Consider the following 26,145-nt stretch of genomic DNA (forward strand, 5'->3'; position numbering starts at 1 on the left):
GCCGATTCTGACTTCTGGTCTATGTTACCGCGTTGCTACCCGCGGACCTGGCCCTCGCCCTGCACGATCCACTTCGTGGTGGTGAGCTCCGTCAGGCCCATGGGACCCCGGGCGTGCAGCTTCTGGGTGGAGATGCCCACTTCGGCACCCAGGCCCAGCTCCCCGCCGTCGGTGAACCGGGTGGAGGCGTTGACGATGACGGCAGCCGAGTCCACCTCCGCAATAAAACGCTCGGCGTTGGAGAGGTTGTTGGTGAGGATCGCCTCGGTGTGCCCAGTGGTCCAGGTGCGGATGTGCTGCACGGCCTCATCGAGGCTGTCCACCATGGCAACGGCAAGATCGAGGTCCATGTACTCGGTGGCCCAGTCCTCATCGGTGGCCGGCTCCGACTCGATCGACGCGGGAAGGGCGGCACGGATGCGTTCGTCGGCGTGAAGCCGGACACCGGCCTTGCTCAGCGCCGTGGCGACGGCGGGCAGCACGGTGGAACCGGAGTGGACCAGGAGGGTCTCCACCGTGTTGCACACACTGGGCCGCTGGGTCTTGGCGTTCAGGAGGATCTCCACTGCCATGTCCTCGCTGGCGGACTCGTCAATGAAGATGTGCACGTTCCCCTCCCCCGTCTCGATGACCGGGACGGCGGAATTGGTGACCACAGTCTGGATGAGGTCACGGCCGCCGCGGGGAATCAGCACGTCCACCCTGCCGCGTGCGCGCATGAGGACGTTGGCACCGGCGCGCCCGAACTGGTCAACGGTCTGGACGGCGTCCGCAGGCAGGCCGACGGATTCCAGGGCCTCACGCAGGACGCGGACCAGGACTTCGTTGGTTGCCTCGGCAGCGCTGCCGCCGCGCAGGATCACTGCGTTGCCGCTCTTGAGGGCGAGTCCTGCGATGTCCACTGTGACGTTGGGCCGTGCCTCGTAGATGGCGGCCACCACGCCCATGGGGACGTTGACCTGCCGCAGGCGCAGCCCGTTGGGAAGGGTCTGCCCGCGGACCACGTTGCCGACGGGATCGGGAAGATTTGCCAGGTTCTCCAGGGCAGCGACCAGCCCGGCGATCCGGGCATCGGTCAGCGTGAGCCGGTCCAGCATGGCCGCGGAGGTGCCGTTGGCTTTCCCTGCCGCGACATCCTTGCTGTTGGCTGCGAGAATGGCGGCGCTGTTTTCCTGCAGTGCAGCCCCCACGGCACGAAGCGCGCGGTCCTTCCAGGCGCGGTTGGCCATGGCCAGGCGCCGGGCGGCAAGACGGGAACGGTCTGCGATGGCGTGGACTGCTGCTTCGACATCGCCGCCGGAAACCGGAGCCTCGGCCGGGACCTTGACTGCAGAGGAATCGGCCGGCTGCGCGGCGGAAGCGGCAGCGGTGTCTCCGGAATTTTCAGCAGCGGTGTGGATCAGGGCCTCAGTCATGCTCCAAGTTTAGGCGAGCCCGGGGCTCAAACCAGCACCAGGTCATCTACATGAACAACTTCACGGTCGTAGCCGCTGCCGAGCGCCTCGCCAAGGTCCCGGGTGGAACGGCCCAGCATCTGCGGCAACTCAGCCGACGAGTAGTTCACGAACCCCCGCGCCACGACGGTGCCGTCGGCACTGGCGATTTCGACGGCGTCGCCCGCTTCAAAGTCGCCGTGCACTGCGGAGATGCCGGCCGGCAGCAGTGAGGTGCGGTGGTGCCGCACCGCTTTCACGGCGCCGTCGTCCAGGACCAGCCGGCCCTGGACCGACGCCACGTGGGCGAGCCAGAGCAGGCGGACGGGTTTGCGGGCCCCGTTGACGGTGAACCAGGTGCCCACGTCCTCCCCGTTCAGCGCGGCGGCTGCGTTGGGCGTTGAGGTGACCAGTGCGTGGATCCCGGAGCCGGCCGCCATGGTGGCTGCCTCGACTTTGGTCTGCATGCCGCCGGTGCCCACGCCGGCTTTGCCGGTCTTGCCGATGGACACCCCTTCGAGGTCCTGCGGGCCTTCCACGAGCGGGATCCTTTTGGCGCCGAGTGACGGCGGCCCATCGTACAGGGAGTCGACGTCGGACAGCAGCACCAGCGCATCGGCCCGCACCAGGTGGGCCACCAGGGCGGCCAGGCGGTCGTTGTCGCCGAAACGGATTTCGTGGGTGGCCACGGTGTCGTTTTCGTTGACCACCGGAACCACGCCGAGGTTCAGCAGCCGGTCCAGGGCACGGAACGCATTGGTGTGCTGGCTGCGGCGCATCAGGTCCTCGGCAGTGAGCAGCACCTGGCTGACGGTCACGCCGTGCGCGCCGAAGGCCTGGGTGTAACGGGCCATGAGGAGGCCCTGGCCCACGCTGGCGGCAGCCTGCTGGGTGGCGAGGTCGCGGGGGCGCTTGGCCAGGCCCAGGGGGGCCAGGCCGGCGGCGATGGCGCCGGAGGAGACCAGGATGATCTCCGTGCCGGTGTTGCGCTTGGCGGCCAGCGCATCAGCGAGGGCCGTCAGGGATTCCTCGGAGATGCCGCCCTTGATACTGGTCAGGGACGATGAACCCACCTTGACCACGATCCTGCCCGCGTTGGCGAGCACGCTCCTGTCCACGGACCGGGTGAGCGGTACCGCGGCTGCAGCCCTAGAACTCATCGTCTGTGTCCAGTCCACTCTCCTTGAGGGGCTTGGCCACCCGGCGGCTGCTGACTGACTCGGTCCAGATGCCTGCCTTGCGCTCAGCTTCCAGTTCGGCGCGGGCGGCCGCCTTGGCGTCCTTCCGCTCCTGCTGCTCGTCCCGCTTCTGGCTGCGGGTGGGCCGGTCGCCGATGTCCGCAAAGCGGATGTCGGTGCCGCGCGGGGATGCGAGGAGCTCTGCGCCAGCCATCATGGTGGGCTCCCAGTCGAAGACAACGCCGTCGTCCTCGCCGATCACCACGGTGTCGCCGGGCTTGGCACCCTGCTTGAACAGTTCGGCCTCCACACCGAGCTTTGCCAGGCGGTCGGCGAGGTAGCCAATGGCTTCCTCGTTGGTGAAGTCCGTCTGCTTGACCCAGCGCACGGGCTTCTCGCCCAGGACGCGGAACAGCGGCTCAAGGTTCTTTTCCTCGCGGCGGATCTTGAACCCGGATTCGTTGACAGCCCGCGGCCGGAGCACGGCCGGCTGGACCTTGGGCGGAGCAGCAGCCACGGCATCACGTGCGGCCTTGACGATTCCGGCCATGGCGAAGCCGAGCTGGCGGAGGCCCTCGTGGCTGGTGGCCGATACCTCAAACACCTGGTAGCCGCGGGATTCAAGTTCGGGACGCACAAAGTCGGCCATGTCCTTGCCGTCCGGCAGGTCCACCTTGTTCAGCGCCACCAGGCGGGGACGGTGGTTGAGCGGAACAACCTCGCCGTCCTGCCCGGCGTAGCTCATGTCCACGGCGTACTTTTCCAGTTCGGCCTCGATGATGGCCAGGTCGGAGAGCGGATCGCGTTCAGATTCGAGCGTGCCGCAGTCCAGGACGTGGACCAGGGCAGCGCAGCGCTCTACGTGGCGCAGGAAGTGGTGGCCCAGTCCCCTGCCCTCGCTGGCGCCTTCGATGAGGCCGGGAACGTCGGCAATGGTGAAACGGACTTCACCGGCCTGTACAACACCGAGGTTGGGGACCAGCGTGGTGAAGGGGTAATCGGCAATCTTGGGGCGGGCGGCGGACATGGCAGCGATCAGGCTGGATTTGCCGGCCGATGGGAAGCCAACGAGAGCGATGTCGGCGATGGACTTCAGCTCGAGGATGACGTCCCGGGATTCGCCTTCGATGCCAAGCAGCGCGAAGCCGGGCGCCCGTCGCTTCTGGGAGGAGAGGGCAGCATTGCCCAGGCCGCCGATGCCGCCTGCTGCCGCCACGAACTCGGTGCCTTCGCCCACGAGGTCCGCCAGTACGGTGCCGTCCTTGGACTTGACCACGGTGCCATCCGGGACGGGGAGGATGAGGGTCTCGCCGTTCTTTCCGCCGCGCCAGTCGCCCATGCCCGGGCCGCCGTTGCTGGCATGCCGGTGCGGTGCGTGGTGGTAGTCGAGGAGTGTGGTGGTCTGGTGGTCCACGCGGAGGATGACGTCGCCGCCGTTGCCGCCGTCGCCGCCGTCGGGACCGCCCAGCGGCTTGAACTTTTCACGGTGGACGGAGACGCATCCGTTGCCGCCGTTACCGCCGGATACGTGCAGTACTACCCGGTCTACAAAGCTGGCCACGTGGATCTCCTCAGTGCTGTTTCCTGGACGCCGCGGGGCGCCAAGAAGATTGTAATGCGGTTAAAAGAACAGTGGAGCGGACCCTCAGGCCCGCTCCACCGCTTCAGAACTGTTTGTTACTCTGCAGCTGCAGCAGCAACGATGTTGACGACGCGACGACCGCGGCGGGTGCCGAATTCAACGGCTCCCGGGGTCAGTGCGAACAGGGTGTCGTCGCCGCCACGGCCAACGCCGGCGCCCGGGTGGAAGTGGGTGCCGCGCTGGCGGACGATGATCTCGCCAGCGGAAACAACCTGGCCGCCGAAGCGCTTTACGCCGAGGTACTGAGCGTTGGAATCACGACCGTTGCGAGTGGAGCTCGCGCCCTTTTTATGTGCCATCTGAAATGCCTGCCTCTAAATTCTGGGGATCTGCTGAAAAACCTGAACAGTAACGAAGGTTACTGGATACCAGTGATCTTGACCTTGGTCAGTTCCTGGCGGTGACCCTGGCGCTTCTTGTAACCGGTCTTGTTCTTGAACTTCTGGATCACAATCTTCGGACCACGGAGGTCGTTCAGGATCTCAGCTGTAACAGTTACCTTGGCCAGGTCAGCAGCGGCAGTGGTGATCTTGTCACCATCAACCAGGAGCAGCGCGGGCAGCTGAATGGTGCTGCCAGCCCCACCGGCGACGCGGTTCAGGGTAACGAAGTCTCCAACGGAAACCTTCTCTTGGCGGCCGCCTGCGCGGACAATCGCGTACACCACTTGGGAACTCACTTCTCTCGACGTTTATAACTAAATTTGCGTGCGGAACCGACTATCAAAAGCCTGGTTTCTCGCTGTGCCTCAACGCCGTGGGGTCGTAACCCAAGTGTTGGCGTAAGCACCGAAGATCTAGATTACGCTAATTTTGTCCTCGGCCGCAAATGAGGCTGGTTCCCGGCGGGTTGCTGTGATAGGTACCACAGTCCAGGTCCGGCGTCCGCACCCTGCCCCACAATAGTACCGGTCCGCCCGCCGGCATCCGCTCAGGAGTGCAGGCGCGGCGCGTCGAAGAAGTCCACTTCCAGCCGGCAGGACTGCTTGAACGCGGTAATCATGGCCTCCCTGTCCGCGGCGGAGGCTGTGCGCCCGGCCTCATCCACGATGGCAATGGCCCTGCGCGTGGCAGCGGCGAAGTCTTCATCGGCGTAGGTCCGCAGCCAGGCCGCGTACGGGTGCCCGGCGGGTTCGCCGGCGGCGAGGAACCGGGCGTGCAATGTTGCGCCCACCTCCGCGTAGAGCCAGAAGCAGGGCAGGACGGCGGCCGCCAGGACGGCATAGCTGCCCGACGCCGATGCTGCGGTCAGGTGGTCGACATAGGACTTTGTGACCGGGCCGAGTTGGGGCTGGATGGTGCGGGTGCTTAGCCAGGAGCGGTGCAGTTCCGACTCGACCTCCAGGCATTGGCTCGCTGATCCGGCCCAGAAGAGCTGTTCGGCCTCGGTCGGCGCCAGGGCACTCGCCCTGGCGAGCACGCGGGAATAGCCGTTGAGGTAGATGGCGTCCTGCGCAAGGTAGTACGCAAACTCTTTCTCCTGCAGGCTGCCTGAAGCCAGGTCACGGATGAAGTCCAGGGCGTAGATGTCCTCCAGGTCCGGCTGGGCCTCACTCCAGAGTTGGGCGGCGAAGCTGCCTTCGGGCTGGAGCCGCTGCAGGTGGTGGAAGTGGTGCACCGGGCCGTTGCCGGTTCCCACCTCCAGCGTGGCGGATGCCTCCAGTGCGCCTGCCAGCCAGGGCTTGACTTCGCGCAGGGATGCTTCCCAGTCCCCCAGCCGCGCCTGGGCAGTGGCCATCGCGGAGGACAGCGAACATCCGGTGCCGTGGCTGTTCCGGGTAGCCACGCGCTGCCCCGGCAACACCACCACTTCCCCGGACAGCAGGCCGGCAGTGTTTACCAGGGCATCGGGGCACTCGTGACTGTCCAGGTGGCCCCCTTTGACCAGCACGGTGGCGCCGGTAGCTGCGGAGAGGGCGCGTCCCTGCTCGAGTGCTCCTGCCCAGTCCTCCTGGACGTCGCCGCCCACCAGCCTGGCGAGCTCAACGAGGTTGGGGGTGACGAGGTGGGCCAGCGGCAGGAGCACGCGCAGGGCGGCTTCGGCGGACTCCTGCAGCAGCCGGTCACCGCTGGTGGCAACTATCACCGGGTCCAAGACCACGACGGCGGGACGCACCTTGCGGAGCCAGTCCCCTACCGTCTCGATCACCTCGGCGCTGCCGAGCATTCCGATCTTGACGGCATCGATGGCGATGTCATCACTGATGGCGTCCAGCTGCGCGGCCAGGAAATCGGCCGGCAGCACGTGGACGGACCGGACGCCCTGGGTGTTCTGGGCAGTGAGGGCCGTGATAGCGGCCATCCCGTAGCCGCCGAGTGCAGCGATGCTTTTGAGGTCGGCCTGGATCCCGGCGCCGCCGGATGGGTCGGAGCCCGCAATGGACAGCACCCGGGGTACGGGACGGCCTGGCGGGGTCGAGGCAGTGAACGTTGCGGGCGCGGTTGCCGGGGTGGCAGTGGGCATTGCAAGAGTCGCAGACAAGAGGACATCCCTTCGCCGGTGCTAGCCGGACAGGTTCAACGGGTGTGGATCTCAGCCGGCTCTCTGCGCGGCACCCCGTGTCGGTTCCCCAGCCTAGCTTTTTTGGCGGCCGCAGGCAGAAGGTGACACTTTGCGACCGGCCCCGCGGCCAGCCATGCCCCCGCCCCTGGATACGGTTCGGGAGCAGGTACAGGAATGCCCGGCCGGCCACTCTTGGTGGCCGGCCGGGCATTCCCGGTTATCGTCAGCGTTCCTTGACCTCTTAGAGCTCCGAGGCCGGAACCCCTACACCGAGGATGATGGGCGCCTCGGCTGTCTCGGCTGCCTTGGCTGCCGGCTGTTCGGCACCCGTGCTGCCGGTGCCTGCCTGCTCGGGAGCTTTGGCCTCATGGGAGTGGCCCGTGCTGGCTGCCGCAACGTCCTCGTGTTGCTGCACGGCGGTTTCGTTGGCAGCACCCTGCGCACGGCTGGCGCTGCGGTGGCGCCGGGGCCGGCGCTGCCGCGTCTGCTCCAGGGTGTGGTCGCTGTAGTCCTTCTCGGGGGCCGCAGCGCGCTGCGGGGCAGCCGTTGACTGCTGCACCGGCGCCGCGGGCTCCGCCTGGGGCGCCTGCTCAGGTTCCGCCTGCGCCTGCTGTCCTTCCGCGTCCGGCGCCGTTTCGGGTTCCGTTGCGGGCTGGCCGAGATGGGCGAACGCCTCGGCGAGCCGGTCCAGGGTCAGTGCCGGCCGCGGCTGCTGCTCCTCCGCGTGCTCCACAAACGGCAGCACGACCTTCTCGCCGCCGAAGGTCAGCACGGCCGCCGGCCGGGCATCGGCGTCGCGCTTTTCAGCTGCAGGGGCGGCAGGCTGCTCTCCGGCCGCCTGCTTGGCTGCGGCCACCTCGTCGTCATGCAGGTGCGCCGCGTGCGCAGCAGCGGCGATGTTGGCCAGGGCCAGCCTGGTGGCTTCAGCCTTGGCGTGACGTTCCGCATCCGAGGGGTCCGGGTGCACGGTGTGGATCTGCACGGCAGCAGCCGGCGCTGCTTCGGGCTGCTGGCCGCCGCGGCCCCGCCGCCGCTTGCGGTCCGGGCGGGCACCGGGCTGGTTGTTGTCCGGGCGCAGGCTGTCAGGGCGGTGGCCTTCGTTGCGCGCTTCCGGCCGGCTGTCCGCACGCTGGACGTGGTGCTCGGCGGCCACGATGTTGGCGCGCCGGTGCTCCACGGGGTCGTCGTGGGTGACCACGCCGCGGCCTGCGCAGGCTTCACACTGCTCGCCGAACACTTCGAGCAGGCCGGTGCCCATCCGCTTGCGGGTCATCTGGACCAGGCCAAGCGAAGTGACCTCGGCAACCTGGTGCTTGGTGCGGTCGCGTCCCAGGCATTCCACGAGCCGGCGCAGCACCAGGTCGCGGTTGGATTCGAGGACCATGTCAATGAAGTCGATGACGATGATGCCGCCGATATCGCGCAGCCGGAGCTGGCGGACCACTTCCTCGGCAGCCTCGAGGTTGTTTTTGGTCACCGTCTCTTCGAGGTTGCCGCCGCTGCCGGTGAATTTGCCGGTGTTGACGTCCACCACGGTCATGGCTTCGGTGCGGTCGATCACGAGCGAACCGCCCGAGGGCAGGAAGACCTTACGCTCCAGCGCTTTGTGGATCTGCTCGTCAATGCGCCAGGCCGCGAAGATGTCCTGGTCCTTGGTCCACTTCTCGAGGCGGCCCACCAGGTCCGGAGCAACATAGGTGACGTATGCCTCGATGGTGTCCCAGGCTTCCTCGCCGGAGACGATGAGCTTGGAGAAGTCCTCATTGAAGACGTCGCGGACCACCTTGATGGTGAGGTCCGGTTCGCCGTAGAGCAGCTCCGGGGCAAGGATCTTGGTGGATTTCGACTGGCTCTCGATGCCCTCCCACTGGGCGCGCAGCCGGTTGATGTCGTGCGTCAGCTCTTCCTCGGACGCGCCCTCGGCAGCGGTGCGGACAATAACGCCGGCGTGCTCGGGAAGGCGGTCCTTCAGGATGCGCTTGAGGCGGTTGCGTTCGACGTCGGGCAGCTTGCGGGAAATGCCGGTCATGGAGCCGCCGGGTACGTACACCAGGTAGCGGCCGGGCAGTGAGATCTGGCTGGTCAGGCGGGCGCCCTTGTGGCCCACGGGGTCCTTGGTCACCTGGACCAGGACCGTATCGCCGGACTTCAGCGCGTTTTCGATGCGGCGCTGCTTGCCCTCGAGGTTAACGGCTTCCCAGTTGACCTCGCCTGCGTACAGGACGGCGTTGCGGCCGCGTCCGATGTCCACGAAAGCAGCTTCCATGGACGGCAGCACGTTCTGGACCTTGCCCAGGTAGACGTTGCCGATCAGGGAGTCCTGCTGCGTCTTGGACACAAAGTGCTCGGCCAGGACGCCGTCTTCGAGGACGGCGATCTGGATTCTGTCATCGCGCTGGCGGACGATCATCTGCCGGTCCACGGATTCGCGGCGGGCCAGGAACTCGGCTTCGGTGATAACAGTGCGGCGGCGGCCGGTATCGCGGGACTCGCGCCGGCGCTGCTTCTTTGCCTCCAGGCGGGTGGAACCCTTGACGCTGGTGACCCGGTTGCTGACCGGCGCTTCGCTGACGGCGCGCGGCGCGCGGACGCGGGTGACGGTGTTGGGCGGATCGTCTTCCCCGCCGCCGGTCAGCTCGAGGTCCTGGTCACCGCGGCGGCGGCGACGGCGACGACGGGAGGTGACACCTTCCTCCGGCTGCCCTGCAGTCTCCTCGTCGGCCTCATCGGAGGCATCGGCGTCGGCCCCTTCACTGCCTTCAAGCTCGGCGTCTTCACCCTCGCCCGGACGGCCGCGGTTGCGGCGGCCGCGGCCCCGGCGCCTGCGGCGGTTGTTGGCGTCATCGCTCTCATCATCTTCGGCTTCGCTCTCGCCTGCTTCCTCGGCGGCGGCAGGTACGGGGCGCACCACGGTGCTCAGGTCCGGAGCCTGGAAGAGCACGGAGGTGGGGGAAGTCGGCTCCAGGAACAGGGAGCCAAAGGGGCTGGCCGGCGCTGCGGGCGCCTGGTCCTTCGATGCTGCTTCCGGGGAAGCCTCTGCGGACGCCTGTACTGGTGCTTCTGCGGTTTCTACGGCTGGGGCTTCTACTACCGCGGCTCCTTCTGCTGGAGCCTCCTCTTCCGTAACCGCACCGGCCTCGACGGCGGACGGTACGGACGCGGCGGCCACCGGTTCTGCGGCTGGGGAGGCGGCCGGCGCGGTTTCCGCCGCGGACCCTCCAGTTATGGGTTCCTCAACTGCGGATTCGGCCGCCGCTGCGGGCACGGCCTCGGCACCAGCGGGCGCAGAGGTCTTGCGGGTGGCCACGCGGCGGCGGCGGACCGGCTTTGCTTCGGGCTCAGCCTCCGCGGCTTCCACTGCTGCTGGCAGTGCGGCGGCCTCGGCCGGGAGTTCGGCGGTGTCAGGGGCCGCTTCCCCGGCAAAGGCCGGAAGCGGCTCAGCGACGTCCGTCTTCTTGCGGGAGCGCGACCGGCGGACAGGCGCCTTGGCCTCGGGAGCGTCGGCTTCTCCGGCATCAGGGACCGGGATCAGGGCGTCATCGGCTTTGGGTGCCGCTTTCCGCCGGGTCCTGGTGGCTTTCTTGGGCGGGGCCTCGGCCTCTGCGGCCTCCGTGGCCGGTGCGTCCTCGTTAACGGCTGGAACTTGTTCATTATCCATATGTGGCAACACTCCTGCCCCTGACGTACCGCCACATCCGGCACCCATTGGGGCACATATTGTCAAAACCCGCAGGCATTGACAGAAGTCAAGTGGATACCCCCAGGTTCGCACCGGCAGTGGGGTGCGGCAGCCCGTGGGGGCCGGCAGGATGTTCTAAAAACCCGTTGTTCTACATGCCACAACCAGGTGCCGCCCAATGGAGTCGCGGGAGACCGCCTCGGTGGAACCGATGCCTGCCCTGCTCATCATTGGCGGTCTTGGGAACAAACCACCGGACCGGAGTCCGAATGTGGTTCGGCTTCCAGCCACGTTCATTCTCTCACACCCGGAGTAAATCGCTGCGGAAGCCGGGCGTGCGCCGTCGGCCCGGGCCCGGCGCCTGGAAGGCCCTTCCAGCCTCCGGCGTTACAATCAGGGCAAGGAGCACCGGATGAAAAGGACGCCACAGCCATGCCCAGCATCTCCCCCCTCAGCGGTACCCCTGCGCCGGAACGGAGCCTGGCCCAGGACAGCGGCCCCGCTGCCCGGACAGCGGGAACTGTTCCGCCCATGACCCGGAACCGGCCCTTCGGCTGGCTGCTGGTGATCACGGGGATCATCGGCTGGCTCGCCTCCGGAACCCTTGTCCTGGAAAAACTCGAGGTCCTGAAGGACCCCAACCACGTCACCGTGTGCGACGTAAACCCGTGGATCTCCTGCGGCCAGGTGATGCAGACATGGCAGAGTTCCCTGTTTGGCTTCCCCAACATGTTCATCGGCATCGTCGCTTTCGCCATCATCATCACGGTAGGCATGGCCCTGCTCGCCGGGGCAACGTTCGCCCGCTGGTACTGGCTGGGGCTCCAGGCAGGCGTCACCCTTGGCTTCGCTTTCGTGGTGTGGCTGTGGTCCCAGGCCCTCTATGACATCCACGTACTGTGCCCGTTCTGCATGATCGTGTGGGCCGCCATGATTCCGCTCTTTGTCTGGGTGACCATCCGGAACATCACCGCCGGGGTGATCCCGGTGCCCGCGAACGCAGCCCGGGTCCTGGGCGACTCCGGCTGGATCATCACCGCGCTGCTCTACGTGGCCGTCATCGCCACCATCTTCTTCGCCTTCATCCAGGTCTTCGCGGGAACCTCCGGGTTCTAAGCCACACGCAAAAGCCCCCGTTTCACGAAACGGGGGCTTTTGTTTGCGCTGCGGGCTGTCAGCCCTGGAACCAGATCTTGATTTCACGCTCGGCGGAGTCCGTGGAATCGGAGCCGTGCACCAGGTTCTGCTGGACCTTCACGCCCCAGTCGCGGCCGAAGTCGCCACGGATGGTGCCGGGGGCTGCGGTGGTGGGGTCGGTGGTGCCGGCGAGGGAGCGGAAACCCTCAATGACGCGGTGGCCCTCAAAGATGGCTGCCACTACCGGGCCGCTGAGCATAAATTCCACCAGGGGCTCGTAGAAGGGCTTGCCCACGTGCTCCTCGTAGTGCTGTTCGAGCAGTTCGCGGGTGGCGTCCACCTTCTTCAGCTCCGCCAGGGTGTAGCCCTTGGCTTCGATCCGGGCCAGGATGGCGCCGGTCAGGTTGCGGGCGACGCCGTCGGGCTTAATCAGGACGAGGGTGCGCTCAATAGTCACAACTGCTCCAATGCGTTGGTATGGGTTTCGGGGACAAGTCTACGGGGACCGGCGTCAGGTGGACTGGGGCTGCTGGTCCGGCCCGGCGGCCTGGTCCGGATGGGTTGCTTCCCATTCGGCCTGTTCGCGGGCACGCTGGCCGGCTTCCCGGTCCAGCCGGATGCCTGTGCGGATTCCGTACCACCAGGCAAGGGCGAACAGTGCTCCTACCAGGAACATGGCCGGCTCGAAGATGCCGGTGAGGATCAGGACGAGCTGCAGGATCCAGCCCAGGCCGACGCCCCAGGGCTTGCTGAGGAAGGCGCAAGCCACGATCATCACCACGCTCAGGGTGATGCCCACGCCCAGGATCAGGGCCGGGGGAAATTCCCCGCGGCGCAGTCCAAACACCGCCAGGGTGGCGAAGAACATCACGAATGCTTCCAGCAGCAGCACGGTGGACGCGAACATAACCTTCGTGGAGCGGCGCTTCTTGGGCATCCCCGGCCGCCACTCACGCTGGGCCTTGGTCAGTTTGGCCACGGCCTACGCCTCCGTCTTTCCGAGCAGGATCCGGGCTTCAGCCACCAGCGTGATGGAACCGGTCACCAACACGGCGCCGGACAGGTCATCGTTGGCTTCCGCGCGTTCCACGGCCCATTCCAGGGCGTCGTCGAGCTTCTCGGCGACGTGCACGTTGTCCTCGCCGAAGCCAAGGTCAATGGCCAGTTCAGCCAGTTCGGCCGCCGGAACCGCCCGCGGGGAATTCGACTGCGTGAAGCAGTATTCCTCCGCCAGGCCGCCCAGGGATTCCTTGAGCTGGCGGAGTACCTCCTCGGCGTCTTTTTCCTTCAAGACCCCCACCACCGGAACGAGGCGGGTGAACGTGAAAGCCTCCTGCAGGGCCGCCGCGGACGCTTTGATGCCGTCCGGATTGTGGGCGGCGTCCACCACGATGGTGGGTGCCGTGCGGACCACTTCGAGCCGGCCGGGTGAGGTGGCCGCGGCGAACCCTTCCTGCAGCACGTCGAAGCCGAGTTCCTTTCCGCCGAAGAAGGCCTCCAGGGCTGCCACCGCTACGGCCGCGTTCTGTGCCTGGTGGGCTCCGTGCAGCGGCACGAGAAGGTCCGGGTAACGGCCCGCGATGCCCTGGATGCTGACCATCTGGCCGCCCACGGCCACGGTCCGCGACTCGACGCCGAACTCCACCCCTTCGAACTTGAAGGGAACGCCGACGTCCTTGGCCTTCTCGAGCAGGACTTGCGCCGCGTCAAGGGGCTGGGCGGCGCTGATGAGGTAGCCGCCGGGCTTGATGATCCCGGCCTTTTCGTGGGCGATGTCTTCGGTGGTGTCACCCAGCAGGTCCGTGTGGTCCAGGGAGATGGGCGTGACCACCGAAACCTGTCCGTCCCCCACATTGGTGGCGTCCGTGATGCCGCCGAGTCCCACTTCGATGACCGCCACGTTGACGGGCTGGTCGGCGAAGATGGCGAAGCCGAGGATCGTGAGGCATTCGAAATACGTCAGCCGGGGCTGCCCCTCAGCCTCGAGTTCCGAGTCCACAATCTGCAGGTAGGGCCGGATCTCGTCCCAGATCCGCACGAAGGTCTCATCCGAAACCGGGTGGCCGTCGATGCTGATCCGTTCGGTGACCTTGGACAGGTGCGGGCTGGTGTACCGGCCGGTGCTCAGGCCGTGGGCCCGCAACACCGATTCGATCATGCGGGCCGTGGAGGTCTTGCCGTTGGTCCCGGTCACGTGGATGATCGGGTACGCCTTGTTGGGCTCCCCCAGCACATCCATCGCCCGGAACAGCGGGGCAAGCCGCGGCTCCATCTTGTTTTCCGGCGCCCGGCCGAGCAGCTCGGCGTAGACGCTCTCTACGGAAAATTCGTCAGTCATGGATCAGGCCTCTACTTTTTCGACGGCGACAACCGGTTCGGCGGCGTCCGTTGGTTCTGCCGTGAGGTCCACGGTGAGGGTCTCGCCTTTTACCAGGTCCGCGTTGGCCAGCAGGGCGTCGACGACGTTCTGCCGGGCGCTGACGGAGGTCCGGATCCGGTCGCTGACATTCAGTCCGGCGTCCTTGCGTGCCTGCTGGATGGACCTGACCATGTCCCGGGCCAGGCCTTCGGCCTCCAGCTCGGGGGTGACCTCGGTGTTGAGCACAACGAAGCCGCCGCCGGGGAGGACCGCCACGGAGGCGGACCCGCCGTCGTTCTCTGCCACCACTGTTTCCAGCGTGTATTCCTGCGGTTCCAGCTGGAGCCCGCCCGCGGTGACTACACCGGCGTCGGAGACTGACCAGTCACCGGATTTGGAGCCCTTGATGGCGGCCTGGACGTTCTTGCCCAGGCGCGGACCTGCGGCGCGTGCGTTGACCACGAGTTTCTGCTGGATCCCGAACTCCTCAGGGGAGGCCGTGGCGGCGTCCAGGAGGCGGACCGAGCGGAGGTTGAGTTCGTCCGCGACGACGGCGGCGAAGCCACCCAGCGCATCGGCGCCCGGTGCCACCACGGTCAGTTCCTGCAGGGGCAGGCGCACGCGCAGGTTCGCTGCCTTCCGCAGGGAGGAGCCCGTGGAACAGATCTGCTGGACCTTGTCCATGGCCTGTACCAAATCCGGGTTTGCCGGGAACAGGTCCGCTTCGGGCCAGTCGGCCAGGTGCACGGAGCGGCCGCCGGTGAGGCCGCGCCAGATTTCCTCGGACACCAGGGGCAGGAGGGACGCCGCCACCCGGGTGACCGTCTCCAGCGCGGTGAACAGAGCGTCGAAGGCGTCCCGGTCCTCGTCGAAGAACCGCTGCCGGCTCCGGCGGACGTACCAGTTGGTGAGCATGTCCAGGTAGCTGCGCAGTTCATCGCAGGCGCCGGAGATGTCGTAGGTGTCCAGCTGCTCCGTCATGTTCCGGACCAGCTCGCCGGTGTTGGCAAGCAGGTACTGGTCCAGCGTGTCCGCATAGCCGTCATAGCGCAGCGTGGCGTCGTAGCCGGCGCCGCCGTTGGCAGCATTCGTGTAGAGCGTGAAGAAGCTGTACACGTTCCACAGCGGCAGGATGACCTGGCGGACGCCGTCGCGGATGCCCTGCTCGGTGACCACCAGGTTGCCGCCGCGCAGGATGGGGCTGGACATCAGGAACCAGCGCATGGCGTCGGAGCCGTCGCGGTCCAGCACCTCGGAAACATCCGGGTAGTTGCGCAGGCTCTTGGACATCTTCTGCCCGTCCGAGCCGAGCACGATGCCGTGGCTGATCACATTGCGGAAGGCGGGCCGGTCAAACAGGGCCGTGGAGAGGATGTGCAGCATGTAGAACCAGCCGCGGGTCTGGCCGATGTACTCCACGATGAAGTCGGCGGGGTTGTGCGTATCGAACCAGGCTTCGTTCTGGAACGGGTAGTGCACCTGGCCGTAAGGCATGGAGCCCGAGTCGAACCAGACGTCGAGCACGTCCTCCACGCGGCGCATCACCGACTGGCCCTCTTCCGGGGTGCGGGGATCGTCCGGGTTGGGCCTGGTGAGTTCATCGATGAAGGGGCGGTGCAGGTCCACCTGGCCGTCGTTGTTCAGCGGCAGCCGGCCGAAGTCCGCCTCGATCTCCGCGAGCGAGCCGTAGACATCGGTGCGGGGGTATTCGGGATCGCTGGACTGCCAGACGGGGATGGGGCTGCCCCAGTAGCGGTTGCGGCTGATGGACCAGTCACGGGCGTTTTCCAGCCACTTGCCGAACTGGCCGTCCTTGACGTTGCCCGGGATCCAGTTGATCTCCTGGTTCAGTTCGGACATCCGGTCCTTGAACTTGGTGACTTCCACGTACCAGGAGGACACGGCGCGGTAGATCAGCGGGTTGCGGCAGCGCCAGCAGTGCGGGTAGCTGTGCTCGTAGCTGGCCTGGCGGACCAGGCGGCCCTGGGCGCGCAGTACCTGGGTGATGGGCTTGTTGGCCTCGAAGACCTGCAGCCCCACGATGTCGTGCAGGTCGCCGTGCTTGAACAGCGGCAGGAACCTGGCGCCCTCGTCCACGGAGAGGATCACCGGGATGCCGGCTTCCTCGCAGACCTTCTGGTCGTCTTCACCGTAGGCGGGAGCCTGGTGGACGATGCCGGTGCCGTCGGTGGTGGTGACGTAGTCGGCCACGAGGATCCGCCAGGCGTTCTCCATGCCGTATTTTTCGTTGTCGCTGAAGTCCTGCCACAGCGGCTGGTAGGCCAGGCCTTCCAGCTCGGTGCCGGTGTGGGTGGAGACGACGGCGGCCTGCGCGGCATCGAAATCGTCGTACCCGAGGTCCTTGGCGTAGCTGGCCAGCAGGTCGGCGGCCAGCAGGAAGCTGCCGCTGACCGGGGCATCCGGGGAGGCGGCCTTGATGCCGTTGGGTCCGGCCGGGAGCACGGCGTAGGTGATGGCAGGCCCGACGGCGAGCGCGGCGTTCGTCGGCAGGGTCCAGGGCGTGGTGGTCCAGGCGAGGGCCTGGACACCGGCCAGCTGCCGGGACAGTTCCGACTCCCCGGCAAGCAGGGGGAAGGTCACCGTGACGGTCTGGTCCTGGCGGTTCTTGTAGACGTCGTCATCCATGCGCAGCTCATGGTTGGACAGCGGCGTCTCGTCCTTCCAGCAGTAGGGCAGCACGCGGTAGCCGTTGTAGGTCAGTCCCTTTTCGTGCAGCTGCTTGAATGCCCAGAGGACAGACTCCATGTACTCGACGTTGAGGGTCTTGTAGTCGTTGTCGAAGTCCACCCAGCGTGCCTGGCGGGTGACATAGTTGCGCCATTCGTCGGCGTACTTCATCACGGAAGCGCGGCAGGCGTCGTTGAACTTGTCGATGCCCATGGCTTCGATCTGGGTCTTGTCCGTCATGCCGAGCTGCTTCATGGCTTCCAGCTCCGCGGGCAGGCCATGGGTGTCCCAGCCGAAGCGGCGCTCCACACGCTTGCCGCGCTGGGTCTGGTAGCGGCCCACGAGGTCCTTGGCGTACCCCGTCAGCAGGTGGCCATAGTGCGGCAGGCCGTTGGCGAACGGCGGGCCGTCGTAGAACACGAACTCGTTACTGCCCGGTTCCCCGCCGGGGGCGTCGGCGCTGCGCTGGTCGATGCTGGCCTGGAAGGTGCCGTCCTGGTCCCAGTACTTGAGGATGCGCTCTTCGATTTCCGGGAACCTCACGGAGGCGGACACGCCTGTGCGCTGGCCGGAGGAGGTGCCATTGGCGGAGGCTGAGGCCTTGGGGTAATACGTCATTCTCGACATCCTGGGTTGAGCTTGGCGAACTGCCGGCTTGCGCCTTTCGTTCCGTTCAGGATGCGAGGACGGCTGCCGTGTTGTCCTCCCGGACTCCACGCCCACCGCGGTACCACCTCACTTACCGGCGCTGCCGGCTCCCTGGGGAACCGTCCTGCTCCGGCCGCTCATTGACTGCTGTGACGGGCTTACCCGTCCGGTTCTACTGGCGCCGTCCGCACGTGCGGCGGTTGGCGTGTTCTTCCGGAAGCTCGCCGGTGATAGCCGGGTCATAGCCGTACCCGAGTCTACTATTTCCACGGCCCGGCCACCAATAATGGAGCGTATGCAGAAGAACCGGGCCGGACAGCGTGGCGGAGGGCATTCACGCCGCGGTTCCTGGTGGCTGGTGATGGCTGCCGTGCTGTCCGTGCCGGGTGCGGTCCTGGTGGCGCTTCGCCTGGTTCCCTGGGACATCGGGACCCCCTGGATCCAGCTTTTGTCCTTCTTTCCTGCGGCGCTGATGACGACGGCGGCCGCGCTGGCTGGCGCCGTCGTGGCGGTCTGTCTCCGTCCCGGCACCGCACGGTCACTGGTGGCCGCGCTGGCTGCGGCAGTGCTCGTGGTCCAGTTCGGCCTGGTGCTGGAACGGATCATCCCTGCTGCCGGGACACACAATCCGCAGTCCGCAGCCGTGCCGGCCCGTCAACCGGCCAAGAACGCACTGCCCGGGAAACAGACGCTTACAGTGATGGCGGTGAACGTGGGTTCCACGGGCATCGACGCAGCGGCCCTGCTGGCGGAGGTGAAAAGCCGGAGCGTCGACGTACTGGCCCTGCCCGAGCTTGCCCCGCAGGGACTGGAGGAGCTGGACAACGCCGGCCTGGCATCCGTGCTTCCTGGCCGGGCCCTGGACGTGGACTGGGCCGGCACCGGAAGCGCACTGTTCGCGCGGTTTCCGCTGGAGCAGGCTGAACGGGTGCCCGGTTCGGTGTTTTACCAGAGCCGGGCCGTGGGTGTGATCCCGGGGTCCTCCGCAGGAGTCCAGCTGACCGCGGTCCATATCGACTCCCCCCGGCCGGGTCATACCCCCATGTGGCGGGCGGAACTGCGGCAGCTGGGGGAACTGTGGCGGGCCGCGCCGGAACGTGAACCCGCTATCCTGCTCGGGGACTTCAACGCGAGCGCGGACCACCGCGAATTCCGGGACCTGCTCGCCCGGGGACTGACCGATGCGGCACAGACCGCCGGCAAGGGCCTGACCCCCACGTGGCCGGCGAATTCGCCGGTGCCCGCCTTCGCAGCCCTGGACCATGTGCTGGTCAGCCAGGGAATAGAGGTGACGGACTTCGACGTCGTGACCCTGCCCGGAACCGACCACGCCGCGGTAGTGGCCCGCCTGGCACTTCCCTGAAAGCGGGCTCTGCCGTGAAAGTCAGCCCTTGCGGATCAGCTTGTGGTTGGCGGCCTGCGCCACCGGGCGGATCACAATCTGGTCCAGGTTCACGTGGTGCGGGGCATTGACGGCGTACCGGACCACGTCCGCCACGTCGTCGGCGGTGAGCGGTTTTTCCACTCCCTGGTACACCTTTTGGGCGGCCTGCCGGTCACCAAGCCTGTTCAGCGCGAATTCCTCCGTGTAGACCAGCCCGGGAGCCACCTCGATGACCCGGACGTTGTTTTCGGCTTCCTCCAGCCGCAGCGCCCCGGTCATGGCGTGCTGGGCGAACTTGGCCGCGTTGTAGCCGCCCCCGCCTTCATAGGCTGCCAGACCCGCGGTGGAGGTCAGGTTCAGCACGGTCCCCTCGCCGTGGGCGCGGAGCATGGGCAGGAACGCCCGGGTGAGCTTCATGGTGCCCAGCACATTGACCCGGTACATCCATTCCCAGTCCTCGGTGCTGGCCCCGCCCACGGTATCGGCGCCCCGCGCGCCGCCGGCAATGTTGATCAGCGTGTCGATGCCCCCCGCTTCGGTGACCCGGGCAAGGAGCCGGGACACGTCGTCGTCCGCGGAAATATCGGCGGGAATTCCGACGGCGCCGGTCTCGGCTTCCAGCGCGGCGAGCCGCTCCGCGCGGCGGGCCACGGCAAAAACTGTCCAGCCTTCCGCCGCCAGGGCGCGGACGGTTGCCTCGCCGATTCCGCTGCTCGCGCCGGTCACCAAAGCTGCTTTTTTCTGGAAGTCCGAAGTCATGGCACCACACTAACCTTCCCTGCCGCGAGACCACCCCGGCGTGTTTCCCCGGATGAACGGACGCTTCCAGCCTGCTGCCGGGCAGTCGGACACGCGTGGCCATGAAACAATTGGCAGATGGCTGAAGACAAACAGGGTACAGACACGCCCAATACCGCCCCCATCAACGTTCCGGACAAGCCGGCCCTCGAAGGCCTCGAAGCTGCCTTGACGCAGCGCTGGCTTGCCGAGGGGACCTACAAGTTCAACCCGGACACCACCCGGGAGCAGGTCTACTCGATCGACACTCCCCCGCCCACCGCCTCCGGATCGCTGCATGTAGGACACATGTTCTCCTACACGCAGACCGACGTGCTGGCCCGCTACCAGCGCATGACCGGCAAAAACGTCTTCTACCCGATGGGCTGGGACGACAACGGCCTGCCCACCGAACGCCGGGTGCAGAACTACTACGGTGTGCGCTGCGACCCTGCCATCCCGTACAACCCGGACTACCGTCCCCCGGCACAGCCTGCCAAGAACCAGCGGGATTTCGACGTGGTCTCCCGCCGGAACTTCATCGAGCTGTGCGAAGAGCTGGCTGTCGAGGACGAGAAGGTCTTCGAGAACCTTTTCCAGACGCTTGGCCTGTCCGTGGACTGGGAACTGACGTACCGCACCATCGACGACAACTCCAGGGCGGTGTCGCAGCGCGCGTTCCTTGCCAACCTGGCCGCCGGTGACGCCTACATGGCCGAGGCGCCCACCCTCTGGGACGTAACGTTCCGAACCGCGGTGGCCCAGGCCGAGCTCGAGGACCGTGAGGTGCCCGGCGCCTACTACCGCTACCCGTTCTTCACCGAGGACGGCGAGCGGATCTACATCGAGACCACGCGTCCCGAACTGCTGGCCGCCTGCGCCGCCCTGGTGGCGAACCCCGACGACGAACGGTACCAGCCGCTGTTCGGCAAGAAGGTCACGTCCCCCGTTTTCGGCGTCGAGGTTGAAGTCAAGGCCCACCCGCTCGCCAAGGCCGACAAGGGCTCCGGCATTGCCATGGTGTGTACCTTCGGCGACCTGACCGACGTCACCTGGTGGCGCGAACTTCAGCTGCCCACCCGCGCCATCGTGGGCCGGGACGGCAGGATCGTCAGCGAGGCGCCCGAGTGGATCACCACGGACATCGGCCGTGAAGCCTTCGCTGCCATTGCGGGCAAGACCGTCTTCAGCGCCAAGGAGGAGGTGGTGAAGCTCCTCACCGCCGCCGACCTGCTGGACGGCGAGCCGAAGAAGATCATGCACCCCGTGAACTTTTACGAAAAGGGCGACAAGCCCCTCGAGGTTGTCACGTCCCGCCAGTGGTATATCCGCAACGGCGGCAGGGACGAGGACCGCCGCGAGCGGCTCATCGCCCGCGGCCAGGAGATCGACTTCCACCCCGCTTTCATGCGCTCGCGCTACGAGAACTGGATCTCCGGCCTGAACGGTGACTGGCTGGTATCGCGTCAGCGCTTCTTCGGTGTGCCCATCCCGGTCTGGTACCCGCTGGACGCCGACGGCAACCCGGACTACGACTCCCCCATTGTGCCCTCGGATGAGCAGCTCCCCGTTGACCCGGCGGCGGACGCCGCTCCGGGCTTCGACGAGGCGCAGCGCGATGTCCCCAACGGGTTCACCGGCGACGCCGACATCCTGGACACCTGGGCCACGTCCTCACTGACGCCGAACATCGTGGGCGGCTGGAAGCGCGACGAGGAACTCTTCGCCAAGGTGTTCCCGTTTGATGTCCGCCCGCAGGGCCACGACATCATCCGGACCTGGCTCTTCTCCTCGGTGGTCCGTGCCGATGCCCTGGAGAACAGCGCGCCGTGGAAGCATGCCGCCATTTCCGGCTGGATCCTGGACCCGGACCGCAAGAAGATGTCCAAGTCCAAGGGCAACGTGGTGGTGCCCACCGATGTGCTGGAGGAATACGGCTCCGACGCTGTCCGCTACTGGGCCGCCTCGGCGAAGCTCGGGGCAGATACTGCCTACGAGATCGCACAGATGAAGATCGGCCGGCGCCTGGCCATCAAGCTGCTGAACGCCTCGAAGTTCGTGCTGAACCTCGGCGCCACCGAGGCTTCGGTGCTGTCCGGTGACCTCTCGGTGCTGTCCAATCCGCTGGACCGCGCAGTCCTCGCCCAGCTCGCCGAGGTTGTGGCGCAGTCCACCAAGGCGTTCGAGAACTACGACTACGCCCGGGCACTGCAGATCACCGAAAGCTTCTTCTGGCAGTTCACCGACGACTACGTGGAACTCATCAAGGACCGGGCCTACGGCGCCGCCGGCGAAGCCGAACAGGCTTCCGTCCTCGCAGCACTGGCCACCAGCCTGGATACCCTGCTGCGGCTGTTCGCACCGTTCCTGCCCTTCGCCACCGAAGAGGTCTGGGGCTGGTGGCGGAACGGTTCGGTCCACCGCGCCCAGTGGCCCGCCCCGCTGGATGTACCGGGCGGCGACACCACCATGCTCGCCACCGTGGGTGTTGCCCTCAGCGGCGTCCGCAAGGCCAAGTCCGAGGCCAAGGTCAAGCAGCGCACGGAGGTCCTGTCCGCCACCATCACGGCGTCGGAGGCCCTGACCACGCAACTGAAGGCGGGCCTCGCGGACCTGAAAGCGGCGTCGAACGCCCGCGAGATCACGCTCGTGGTGGGGGACGGCGAACTGACCGTCAGCGACGTGGCCCTGGCCGCCACCGAAGAGCCCGCACAGGCCTAAACAGGCAGCGCCCTGTTTCAGGGCGCTGCCTGTTTCAGGGCAAAGGGGAAGCCCCATCAGCGTTTTGCCGTTGGTGGGGCTTCGACTTTTCGGCCATCCGGTGACGTCTTTGATGGTCTGGCAAGATCCTAGGAAATTTCAGGTCTTCCTACCTCGTCACTGGTAGCTTGTATCCGGCTTTGCCGATGGCTGCGTCAAATACATATCACTGAATCTTCGGTTCCTGCGTCCCTCTTCTTTCGAAGGGGGTAAGAACCATCATTGTCCTGCCGGTCCGGATGCGCAAGAGCCCCGGCGGAACTACAAGCGAGTAGTTCTACCGGGGCTCTTCGGCTTTCCTGCCGGAGGGCCGGCACGCTGTGGTTCAGCTGAACTCAGGGCGTTCTGTGCGGCTGCGCTTCAACTCGAAGAAGTGCGGATAGGAGGCCAGGGCCGTGGTGGCGTCCCACAGCTTGCCGGCCTCTTCCCCGCGCGGGATCCGTGTGAGGACGGGGCCGAAGAAGGCGGTTCCGTTGAAGGCCACCACGGGTGTTCCCACATCCTGGCCCACCAGCGAGATGCCTTCCTCGTGGCTGGCACGCAACTTCTCGTCGAAGGCGTCGGTGGTGGCCGCTTCAGCCAGCGAGGCGGGGAGGCCGCACTCGGCAAGGGCCTTGGTGATGACCAGGGCCCGGTCCTTCTCACCGCGCTCGTGGATCAGGGTGCCCATGGCGTCATAAAGGGCCTTCACCGTTTCCTGGCCGTGTTCCTGCTGTGCCGCGATGATTACGCGGACCATGCCCCAGGCGTTGTCCATGGACTCGCGGTAGGCGGGTTCCAGGTCGCGGCCCTCGTTGAGGACGGCAAGGCTCATTACGTGCCACACCGTTTCGATGTCGCGGACGTCCTCCACTTCACCGATCCAGCGCGAGGTGATCCAGGCGAACGGGCACAGCGGGTCAAACCAGAAATCGGCCTTGTTCCGTGCAGTCTCAGTCATAGGGGTTGCTCCTAGGTGCAGGCGGCTGCGCAGGGGGCAGCCGCGTCTGACGGTGTGTTGCGGAAGGTTTTCAGGCAGACTTGCGCCGCTTGGTGACGTGCGGGATGACGGTGGGCTCCGCCCCGCGGAGAACCACGTCCTCGGTGATCACCACGCTGGCCACGTCTTCGCGGCTGGGGAGATCGAACATCACCGGGAGAAGGACTTCCTCCATGATGGCCCGCAGGCCCCGGGCACCGGTGCCGCGCTCCAGCGCCTGCTCCGCAATGGCGTCGAGGGCGGTGTCGTCAAAGACCAGTTCCACGCCGTCGATCTGGAACATCTTCTGGTACTGCTTCACCAGGGCGTTCTTGGGTGTGGAGAGGATCTGGATCAACGCGTCCCGGTCCAGGTTGGACACGGTGGTGATCACGGGGAGCCGGCCGATAAATTCCGGGATGAGCCCGAACTTCAGCAGGTCCTCCGGCATCACTTCGCCGTAGGAGTCGATCTTTTTGCTGGCCTCGTTGAGGGGCGCGCCGAAGCCGATCCCCTTCCGGCCGGACCTGGAACCGATGATCTCCTCGAGGCCGGCGAAGGCACCGGCCACGATGAACAGGACGTTGGTGGTGTCGATCTGGATGAATTCCTGGTGCGGGTGCTTCCGGCCGCCCTGGGGCGGGACGGAGGCAACAGTGCCTTCCAGGATTTTCAGGAGCGCCTGCTGGACGCCCTCACCCGAGACGTCGCGGGTGATGGACGGGTTTTCGCTCTTGCGGGAAATCTTGTCGATCTCGTCGATGTAGATAATGCCTTGTTCGGCCTTCTTGACGTCGTAGTCCGCGGCCTGGATGAGCTTGAGCAGGATGTTCTCCACATCCTCGCCCACGTACCCGGCCTCGGTCAGGGCCGTTGCATCGGCCACGGCGAACGGAACGTTCAGGCGGCGGGCCAGTGTCTGGGCCAGGTAGGTCTTTCCGCAGCCGGTGGGACCGATGAGGAGGATGTTGGACTTGGCGATTTCGACGTCGTCGTGGTGGCCGCCCTCGGCCAGGCTTCCCGACTTGGGTGCGTGGCCTGCCTGGATCCGCTTGTAGTGGTTGTAGACGGCCACAGCGAGGGAGCGCTTGGCCGGCTCCTGGCCGATGACGTATTCCTGCAGGAAGTCGAAGATCTCCCGCGGCTTGGGCAGTTCGAAGCTGCCCAGATCGGCAACTTCGGCAAGTTCCTCTTCGATGATTTCGTTGCAAAGCTCAATGCACTCATCACAGATGTAGACACCGGGCCCGGCAATGAGCTTGCGCACCTGCTTCTGGCTCTTTCCGCAGAAAGAGCACTTCAGCAGATCCGTGCTCTCGCCAATCCGAGCCATATGTGAACCCCTTAGTATCTTGCTGCCAGGCAGCCTTGCACCGTTGCTGGAATCTCCACCAGCCTGCGTGGGCCGGTTGTGACAACATCCACTCTAGGTCACATTCGCTTCCGAGGGTGGAAGGAAAAGGCCGGTGGAGCCAAATGATTGGCGCCACCGGCGCTTTACTTTACCGCTACCTGGTAATTGCCTGCGGTTTGATCTTGCGGGAATCCAGGACCTGGTCGATCAGGCCGTACACCTGGGCTTCTTCCGCGGTCAGGATCTTGTCACGCTCGATGTCATTGTTGACCTGCTCGGACGTCCGTCCCGAGTGGTGAGCCAGGGTGTCCTCAAGCCAGGACCGCATACGCATGACCTCGGCGGCCTGGATCTCAAGGTCGGAGGCCTGGCCGCCCTGGCCGCCGGAGAGCGCCGGCTGGTGGATCAGGACACGTGCGTTCGGCAGCGCCAGGCGTTTGCCGGGCGTACCGGCAGCCAGCAGGACAGCCGCGGCACTGGCCGCCTGACCGAGGCAGACCGTCTGGATCTCCGGGCGGATGTACTGCATGGTGTCGTAGATCGCCGTCATGGCAGTGAAGGAACCGCCCGGTGAGTTGATGTAGAGGGTGATGTCACGGTCCGGGTCCGTCGATTCCAGCACCAGCAGCTGCGCCATGATGTCGTCAGCGGAGGCGTCGTCCACCTGGACGCCGAGGAAGATGATGCGGTCCTCGAAGAGCTTGGTGTACGGGTCCTGGCGCTTGAAGCCGTAGGGCGTGCGCTCCTCGAACTGGGGCAGGACGTAGCGGCTGGACGGAAGATTACCGGCGGACCACCCGAAGTTGTAGTTCATTTTTATTGCTCCTGATCTGAGTGTTCTTGTGCCGGTCTAGTTCGCGGAGGGGGTCTCGCCCGTGGCGCCGTTGCTGTTCGAAGTTCCGCCGCCGCCGGCAACCGAGCCGGCGTGGGCGGCGATCTTGTCGAAGAAGCCGTATTCAAGGGCTTCGGTGGCCGTGAACCACTTGTCACGGTCGTTGTCCTTGAGGATGGTGTCCACGGTCTGGCCGGTCTGTTCAGCCGTCAGCTCCGCCATAACCTTCTTCATGTGCAGGATGAGCTCCGCCTGGATCTTGATGTCCGAGGCGGTGCCGCCGATGCCGCCGGAGGGCTGGTGCATCAGGACGCGTGCGTTGGGGGTGGCGTAGCGCTTGCCCTTGGTGCCCGAGGAGAGCAGGAACTGCCCCATCGAGGCGGCGAGGCCGGTGGCGACGGTGACGACGTCGTTCGGGATGAACTGCATGGTGTCGTAGATGGCCATGCCTGCGGTGACTGAGCCGCCCGGGGAGTTGATGTAAAGGTAGATGTCCTTTTCCGGGTTCTCGGCGGACAGGAGCAGCAGCTGCGAGCAGATGGCGTTGGCGTTCTCGTCACGCACCTCTGAGCCCAGCCAGATGATCCGCTCCTTGAGGAGGCGGTTGTAGATGTAGTTGTCCTGGGCTGCAGGATCGACAGTTGCCATCCGGGGGGCCTCTGAGTGCTGTGACATGTGTACTTACCTCTCACTGGTGACGGTGACATCACTGAAAATCTCTACTTGGACACTAACCGGTTTCACCGACGTTTTGTTCGCGTGCCGTGGGCTGTTCGCTGACGGCGCACGATCGGCAGGCCCCCGGAGGGAGATG

At 66.1% G+C, this 26,145-nt stretch carries 19 protein-coding genes and 1 riboswitch; of the genes, 3 read left to right on the forward strand and 16 right to left on the reverse strand.

Translation table 11 applies throughout. From position 1 onward, the window contains the following. Window positions 1–35 precede the first annotated feature (35 nt). The 7 genes from AC3A4Z_RS10125 to AC3A4Z_RS10155 all read right to left on the reverse strand — a co-directional run bounded on the left by AC3A4Z_RS10125 (window position 36) and on the right by AC3A4Z_RS10155 (window position 10,413). The gene (locus AC3A4Z_RS10125; RefSeq protein WP_498711470.1) at window positions 36–1,415 is read right to left on the reverse strand and encodes a glutamate-5-semialdehyde dehydrogenase; all 1,380 of its coding nucleotides are present in this window, start codon (window positions 1,413–1,415) and stop codon (window positions 36–38) included. A gap of 26 nt (window positions 1,416–1,441) precedes the next feature. After that, complete coding sequence (gene proB, locus AC3A4Z_RS10130) at window positions 1,442–2,593, reverse strand: glutamate 5-kinase (RefSeq protein ID WP_498711471.1); 1,152 nt, start codon at window positions 2,591–2,593, stop codon at window positions 1,442–1,444. Continuing rightward, window positions 2,583–4,172, reverse strand: a complete 1,590-nt coding sequence (gene obgE / locus AC3A4Z_RS10135; RefSeq protein ID WP_498711472.1) for a GTPase ObgE — start codon at window positions 4,170–4,172, stop codon at window positions 2,583–2,585. Before obgE ends, proB begins: the two co-directional genes overlap by 11 nt. A 116-nt stretch (window positions 4,173–4,288) precedes the next feature. Next, complete coding sequence (gene rpmA, locus AC3A4Z_RS10140) at window positions 4,289–4,552, reverse strand: 50S ribosomal protein L27 (protein WP_009372867.1); 264 nt, start codon at window positions 4,550–4,552, stop codon at window positions 4,289–4,291. Window positions 4,553–4,611: 59 nt separating this feature from the next. Beyond that, complete coding sequence (rplU, locus tag AC3A4Z_RS10145) at window positions 4,612–4,920, reverse strand: 50S ribosomal protein L21 (RefSeq protein WP_091422877.1); 309 nt, start codon at window positions 4,918–4,920, stop codon at window positions 4,612–4,614. A 263-nt stretch (window positions 4,921–5,183) separates the two neighbouring features. Next, on the reverse strand, window positions 5,184–6,716 hold the full coding sequence (gene thiD / locus AC3A4Z_RS10150) for a bifunctional hydroxymethylpyrimidine kinase/phosphomethylpyrimidine kinase (protein ID WP_498711473.1): 1,533 nt from the start codon (window positions 6,714–6,716) through the stop codon (window positions 5,184–5,186). Window positions 6,717–6,724: 8 nt separating this feature from the next. Beyond that, a riboswitch (TPP riboswitch) is annotated at window positions 6,725–6,822 on the reverse strand. Between the two features lie 174 nt (window positions 6,823–6,996). Continuing rightward, window positions 6,997–10,413 carry an Rne/Rng family ribonuclease gene (locus tag AC3A4Z_RS10155; RefSeq protein WP_498711474.1) on the reverse strand — a complete coding sequence of 1,139 codons (3,417 nt, stop codon included), beginning with the start codon at window positions 10,411–10,413 and terminating at the stop codon, window positions 6,997–6,999. 453 nt (window positions 10,414–10,866) lie between these two features. Here AC3A4Z_RS10155 and AC3A4Z_RS10160 point away from each other — a divergent pair, with 453 nt between their 5' ends. Continuing rightward, window positions 10,867–11,550: a vitamin K epoxide reductase family protein gene (locus AC3A4Z_RS10160; protein WP_498711475.1), complete on the forward strand. Its 684-nt coding sequence runs from the start codon at window positions 10,867–10,869 to the stop codon at window positions 11,548–11,550. A 58-nt stretch (window positions 11,551–11,608) separates the two neighbouring features. On the opposite strand, the gene ndk is transcribed toward AC3A4Z_RS10160, so the two are convergent. From ndk to ileS, 4 genes are read right to left on the reverse strand one after another with little or no spacing between them, the layout of a single operon-like run. Further along, window positions 11,609–12,028 carry a nucleoside-diphosphate kinase gene (gene ndk / locus AC3A4Z_RS10165; protein WP_498711476.1) on the reverse strand — a complete coding sequence of 140 codons (420 nt, stop codon included), beginning with the start codon at window positions 12,026–12,028 and terminating at the stop codon, window positions 11,609–11,611. A 54-nt stretch (window positions 12,029–12,082) separates the two neighbouring features. Then, the gene (locus AC3A4Z_RS10170; protein WP_498711477.1) at window positions 12,083–12,550 is read right to left on the reverse strand and encodes a DUF4233 domain-containing protein; all 468 of its coding nucleotides are present in this window, start codon (window positions 12,548–12,550) and stop codon (window positions 12,083–12,085) included. Between the two features lie 3 nt (window positions 12,551–12,553). After that, window positions 12,554–13,909: a bifunctional folylpolyglutamate synthase/dihydrofolate synthase gene (locus AC3A4Z_RS10175; RefSeq protein ID WP_498711478.1), complete on the reverse strand. Its 1,356-nt coding sequence runs from the start codon at window positions 13,907–13,909 to the stop codon at window positions 12,554–12,556. 3 nt (window positions 13,910–13,912) lie between these two features. Next, window positions 13,913–17,236 (reverse strand): isoleucine--tRNA ligase, encoded by a 3,324-nt coding sequence (ileS, locus tag AC3A4Z_RS10180; protein ID WP_498711479.1) that lies wholly within the window; start codon window positions 17,234–17,236, stop codon window positions 13,913–13,915. A gap of 325 nt (window positions 17,237–17,561) precedes the next feature. Here ileS and AC3A4Z_RS10185 point away from each other — a divergent pair, with 325 nt between their 5' ends. After that, the gene (locus AC3A4Z_RS10185) at window positions 17,562–18,629 is read left to right on the forward strand and encodes an endonuclease/exonuclease/phosphatase family protein (protein WP_498711480.1); all 1,068 of its coding nucleotides are present in this window, start codon (window positions 17,562–17,564) and stop codon (window positions 18,627–18,629) included. A gap of 21 nt (window positions 18,630–18,650) precedes the next feature. Here AC3A4Z_RS10185 and AC3A4Z_RS10190 read toward each other — a convergent pair whose 3' ends face one another. Beyond that, the gene (locus AC3A4Z_RS10190) at window positions 18,651–19,409 is read right to left on the reverse strand and encodes an SDR family NAD(P)-dependent oxidoreductase (protein ID WP_493968833.1); all 759 of its coding nucleotides are present in this window, start codon (window positions 19,407–19,409) and stop codon (window positions 18,651–18,653) included. A gap of 117 nt (window positions 19,410–19,526) precedes the next feature. Here AC3A4Z_RS10190 and valS point away from each other — a divergent pair, with 117 nt between their 5' ends. Continuing rightward, window positions 19,527–22,148, forward strand: coding sequence for a valine--tRNA ligase (gene valS, locus AC3A4Z_RS10195; protein ID WP_498711481.1), 2,622 nt, complete (start codon window positions 19,527–19,529; stop codon window positions 22,146–22,148). A 364-nt stretch (window positions 22,149–22,512) separates the two neighbouring features. On the opposite strand, the gene AC3A4Z_RS10200 is transcribed toward valS, so the two are convergent. The 4 genes from AC3A4Z_RS10200 to AC3A4Z_RS10215 all read right to left on the reverse strand — a co-directional run bounded on the left by AC3A4Z_RS10200 (window position 22,513) and on the right by AC3A4Z_RS10215 (window position 25,979). Then, window positions 22,513–23,127, reverse strand: coding sequence for a mycothiol-dependent nitroreductase Rv2466c family protein (locus tag AC3A4Z_RS10200; RefSeq protein ID WP_493968831.1), 615 nt, complete (start codon window positions 23,125–23,127; stop codon window positions 22,513–22,515). 70 nt (window positions 23,128–23,197) lie between these two features. Then, entirely contained in the window at window positions 23,198–24,478 is a 1,281-nt protein-coding gene (gene clpX, locus AC3A4Z_RS10205) for an ATP-dependent Clp protease ATP-binding subunit ClpX (protein WP_050054794.1), read from the reverse strand. Window positions 24,479–24,653: 175 nt separating this feature from the next. Beyond that, window positions 24,654–25,313, reverse strand: a complete 660-nt coding sequence (locus AC3A4Z_RS10210) for an ATP-dependent Clp protease proteolytic subunit (protein WP_013601337.1) — start codon at window positions 25,311–25,313, stop codon at window positions 24,654–24,656. A gap of 36 nt (window positions 25,314–25,349) precedes the next feature. Then, window positions 25,350–25,979: an ATP-dependent Clp protease proteolytic subunit gene (locus AC3A4Z_RS10215; protein WP_050054828.1), complete on the reverse strand. Its 630-nt coding sequence runs from the start codon at window positions 25,977–25,979 to the stop codon at window positions 25,350–25,352. Between the last annotated feature and the right edge of the window lie 166 nt (window positions 25,980–26,145).

It is taken from the genome of Arthrobacter sp. Soil_C_49 (assembly GCF_057656635.1).

Coding starts and splice junctions, on each gene's coding strand:
- AC3A4Z_RS10125 (WP_498711470.1), bottom strand. CDS start 1,415: ATGACTGAGGCCCTGATCCACACCGCTGCTGAAAATTCCGGAGACACC.
- proB (WP_498711471.1), bottom strand. CDS start 2,593: ATGAGTTCTAGGGCTGCAGCCGCGGTACCGCTCACCCGGTCCGTGGAC.
- rpmA (WP_009372867.1), bottom strand. CDS start 4,552: ATGGCACATAAAAAGGGCGCGAGCTCCACTCGCAACGGTCGTGATTCC.
- thiD (WP_498711473.1), bottom strand. CDS start 6,716: ATGCCCACTGCCACCCCGGCAACCGCGCCCGCAACGTTCACTGCCTCG.
- AC3A4Z_RS10155 (WP_498711474.1), bottom strand. CDS start 10,413: ATGGATAATGAACAAGTTCCAGCCGTTAACGAGGACGCACCGGCCACG.
- AC3A4Z_RS10160 (WP_498711475.1), top strand. CDS start 10,867: ATGCCCAGCATCTCCCCCCTCAGCGGTACCCCTGCGCCGGAACGGAGC.
- AC3A4Z_RS10175 (WP_498711478.1), bottom strand. CDS start 13,909: ATGACTGACGAATTTTCCGTAGAGAGCGTCTACGCCGAGCTGCTCGGC.
- ileS (WP_498711479.1), bottom strand. CDS start 17,236: ATGACGTATTACCCCAAGGCCTCAGCCTCCGCCAATGGCACCTCCTCC.
- AC3A4Z_RS10185 (WP_498711480.1), top strand. CDS start 17,562: ATGCAGAAGAACCGGGCCGGACAGCGTGGCGGAGGGCATTCACGCCGC.
- AC3A4Z_RS10190 (WP_493968833.1), bottom strand. CDS start 19,409: ATGACTTCGGACTTCCAGAAAAAAGCAGCTTTGGTGACCGGCGCGAGC.
- valS (WP_498711481.1), top strand. CDS start 19,527: ATGGCTGAAGACAAACAGGGTACAGACACGCCCAATACCGCCCCCATC.
- AC3A4Z_RS10200 (WP_493968831.1), bottom strand. CDS start 23,127: ATGACTGAGACTGCACGGAACAAGGCCGATTTCTGGTTTGACCCGCTG.
- clpX (WP_050054794.1), bottom strand. CDS start 24,478: ATGGCTCGGATTGGCGAGAGCACGGATCTGCTGAAGTGCTCTTTCTGC.
- AC3A4Z_RS10210 (WP_013601337.1), bottom strand. CDS start 25,313: ATGAACTACAACTTCGGGTGGTCCGCCGGTAATCTTCCGTCCAGCCGC.
- AC3A4Z_RS10215 (WP_050054828.1), bottom strand. CDS start 25,979: ATGGCAACTGTCGATCCTGCAGCCCAGGACAACTACATCTACAACCGC.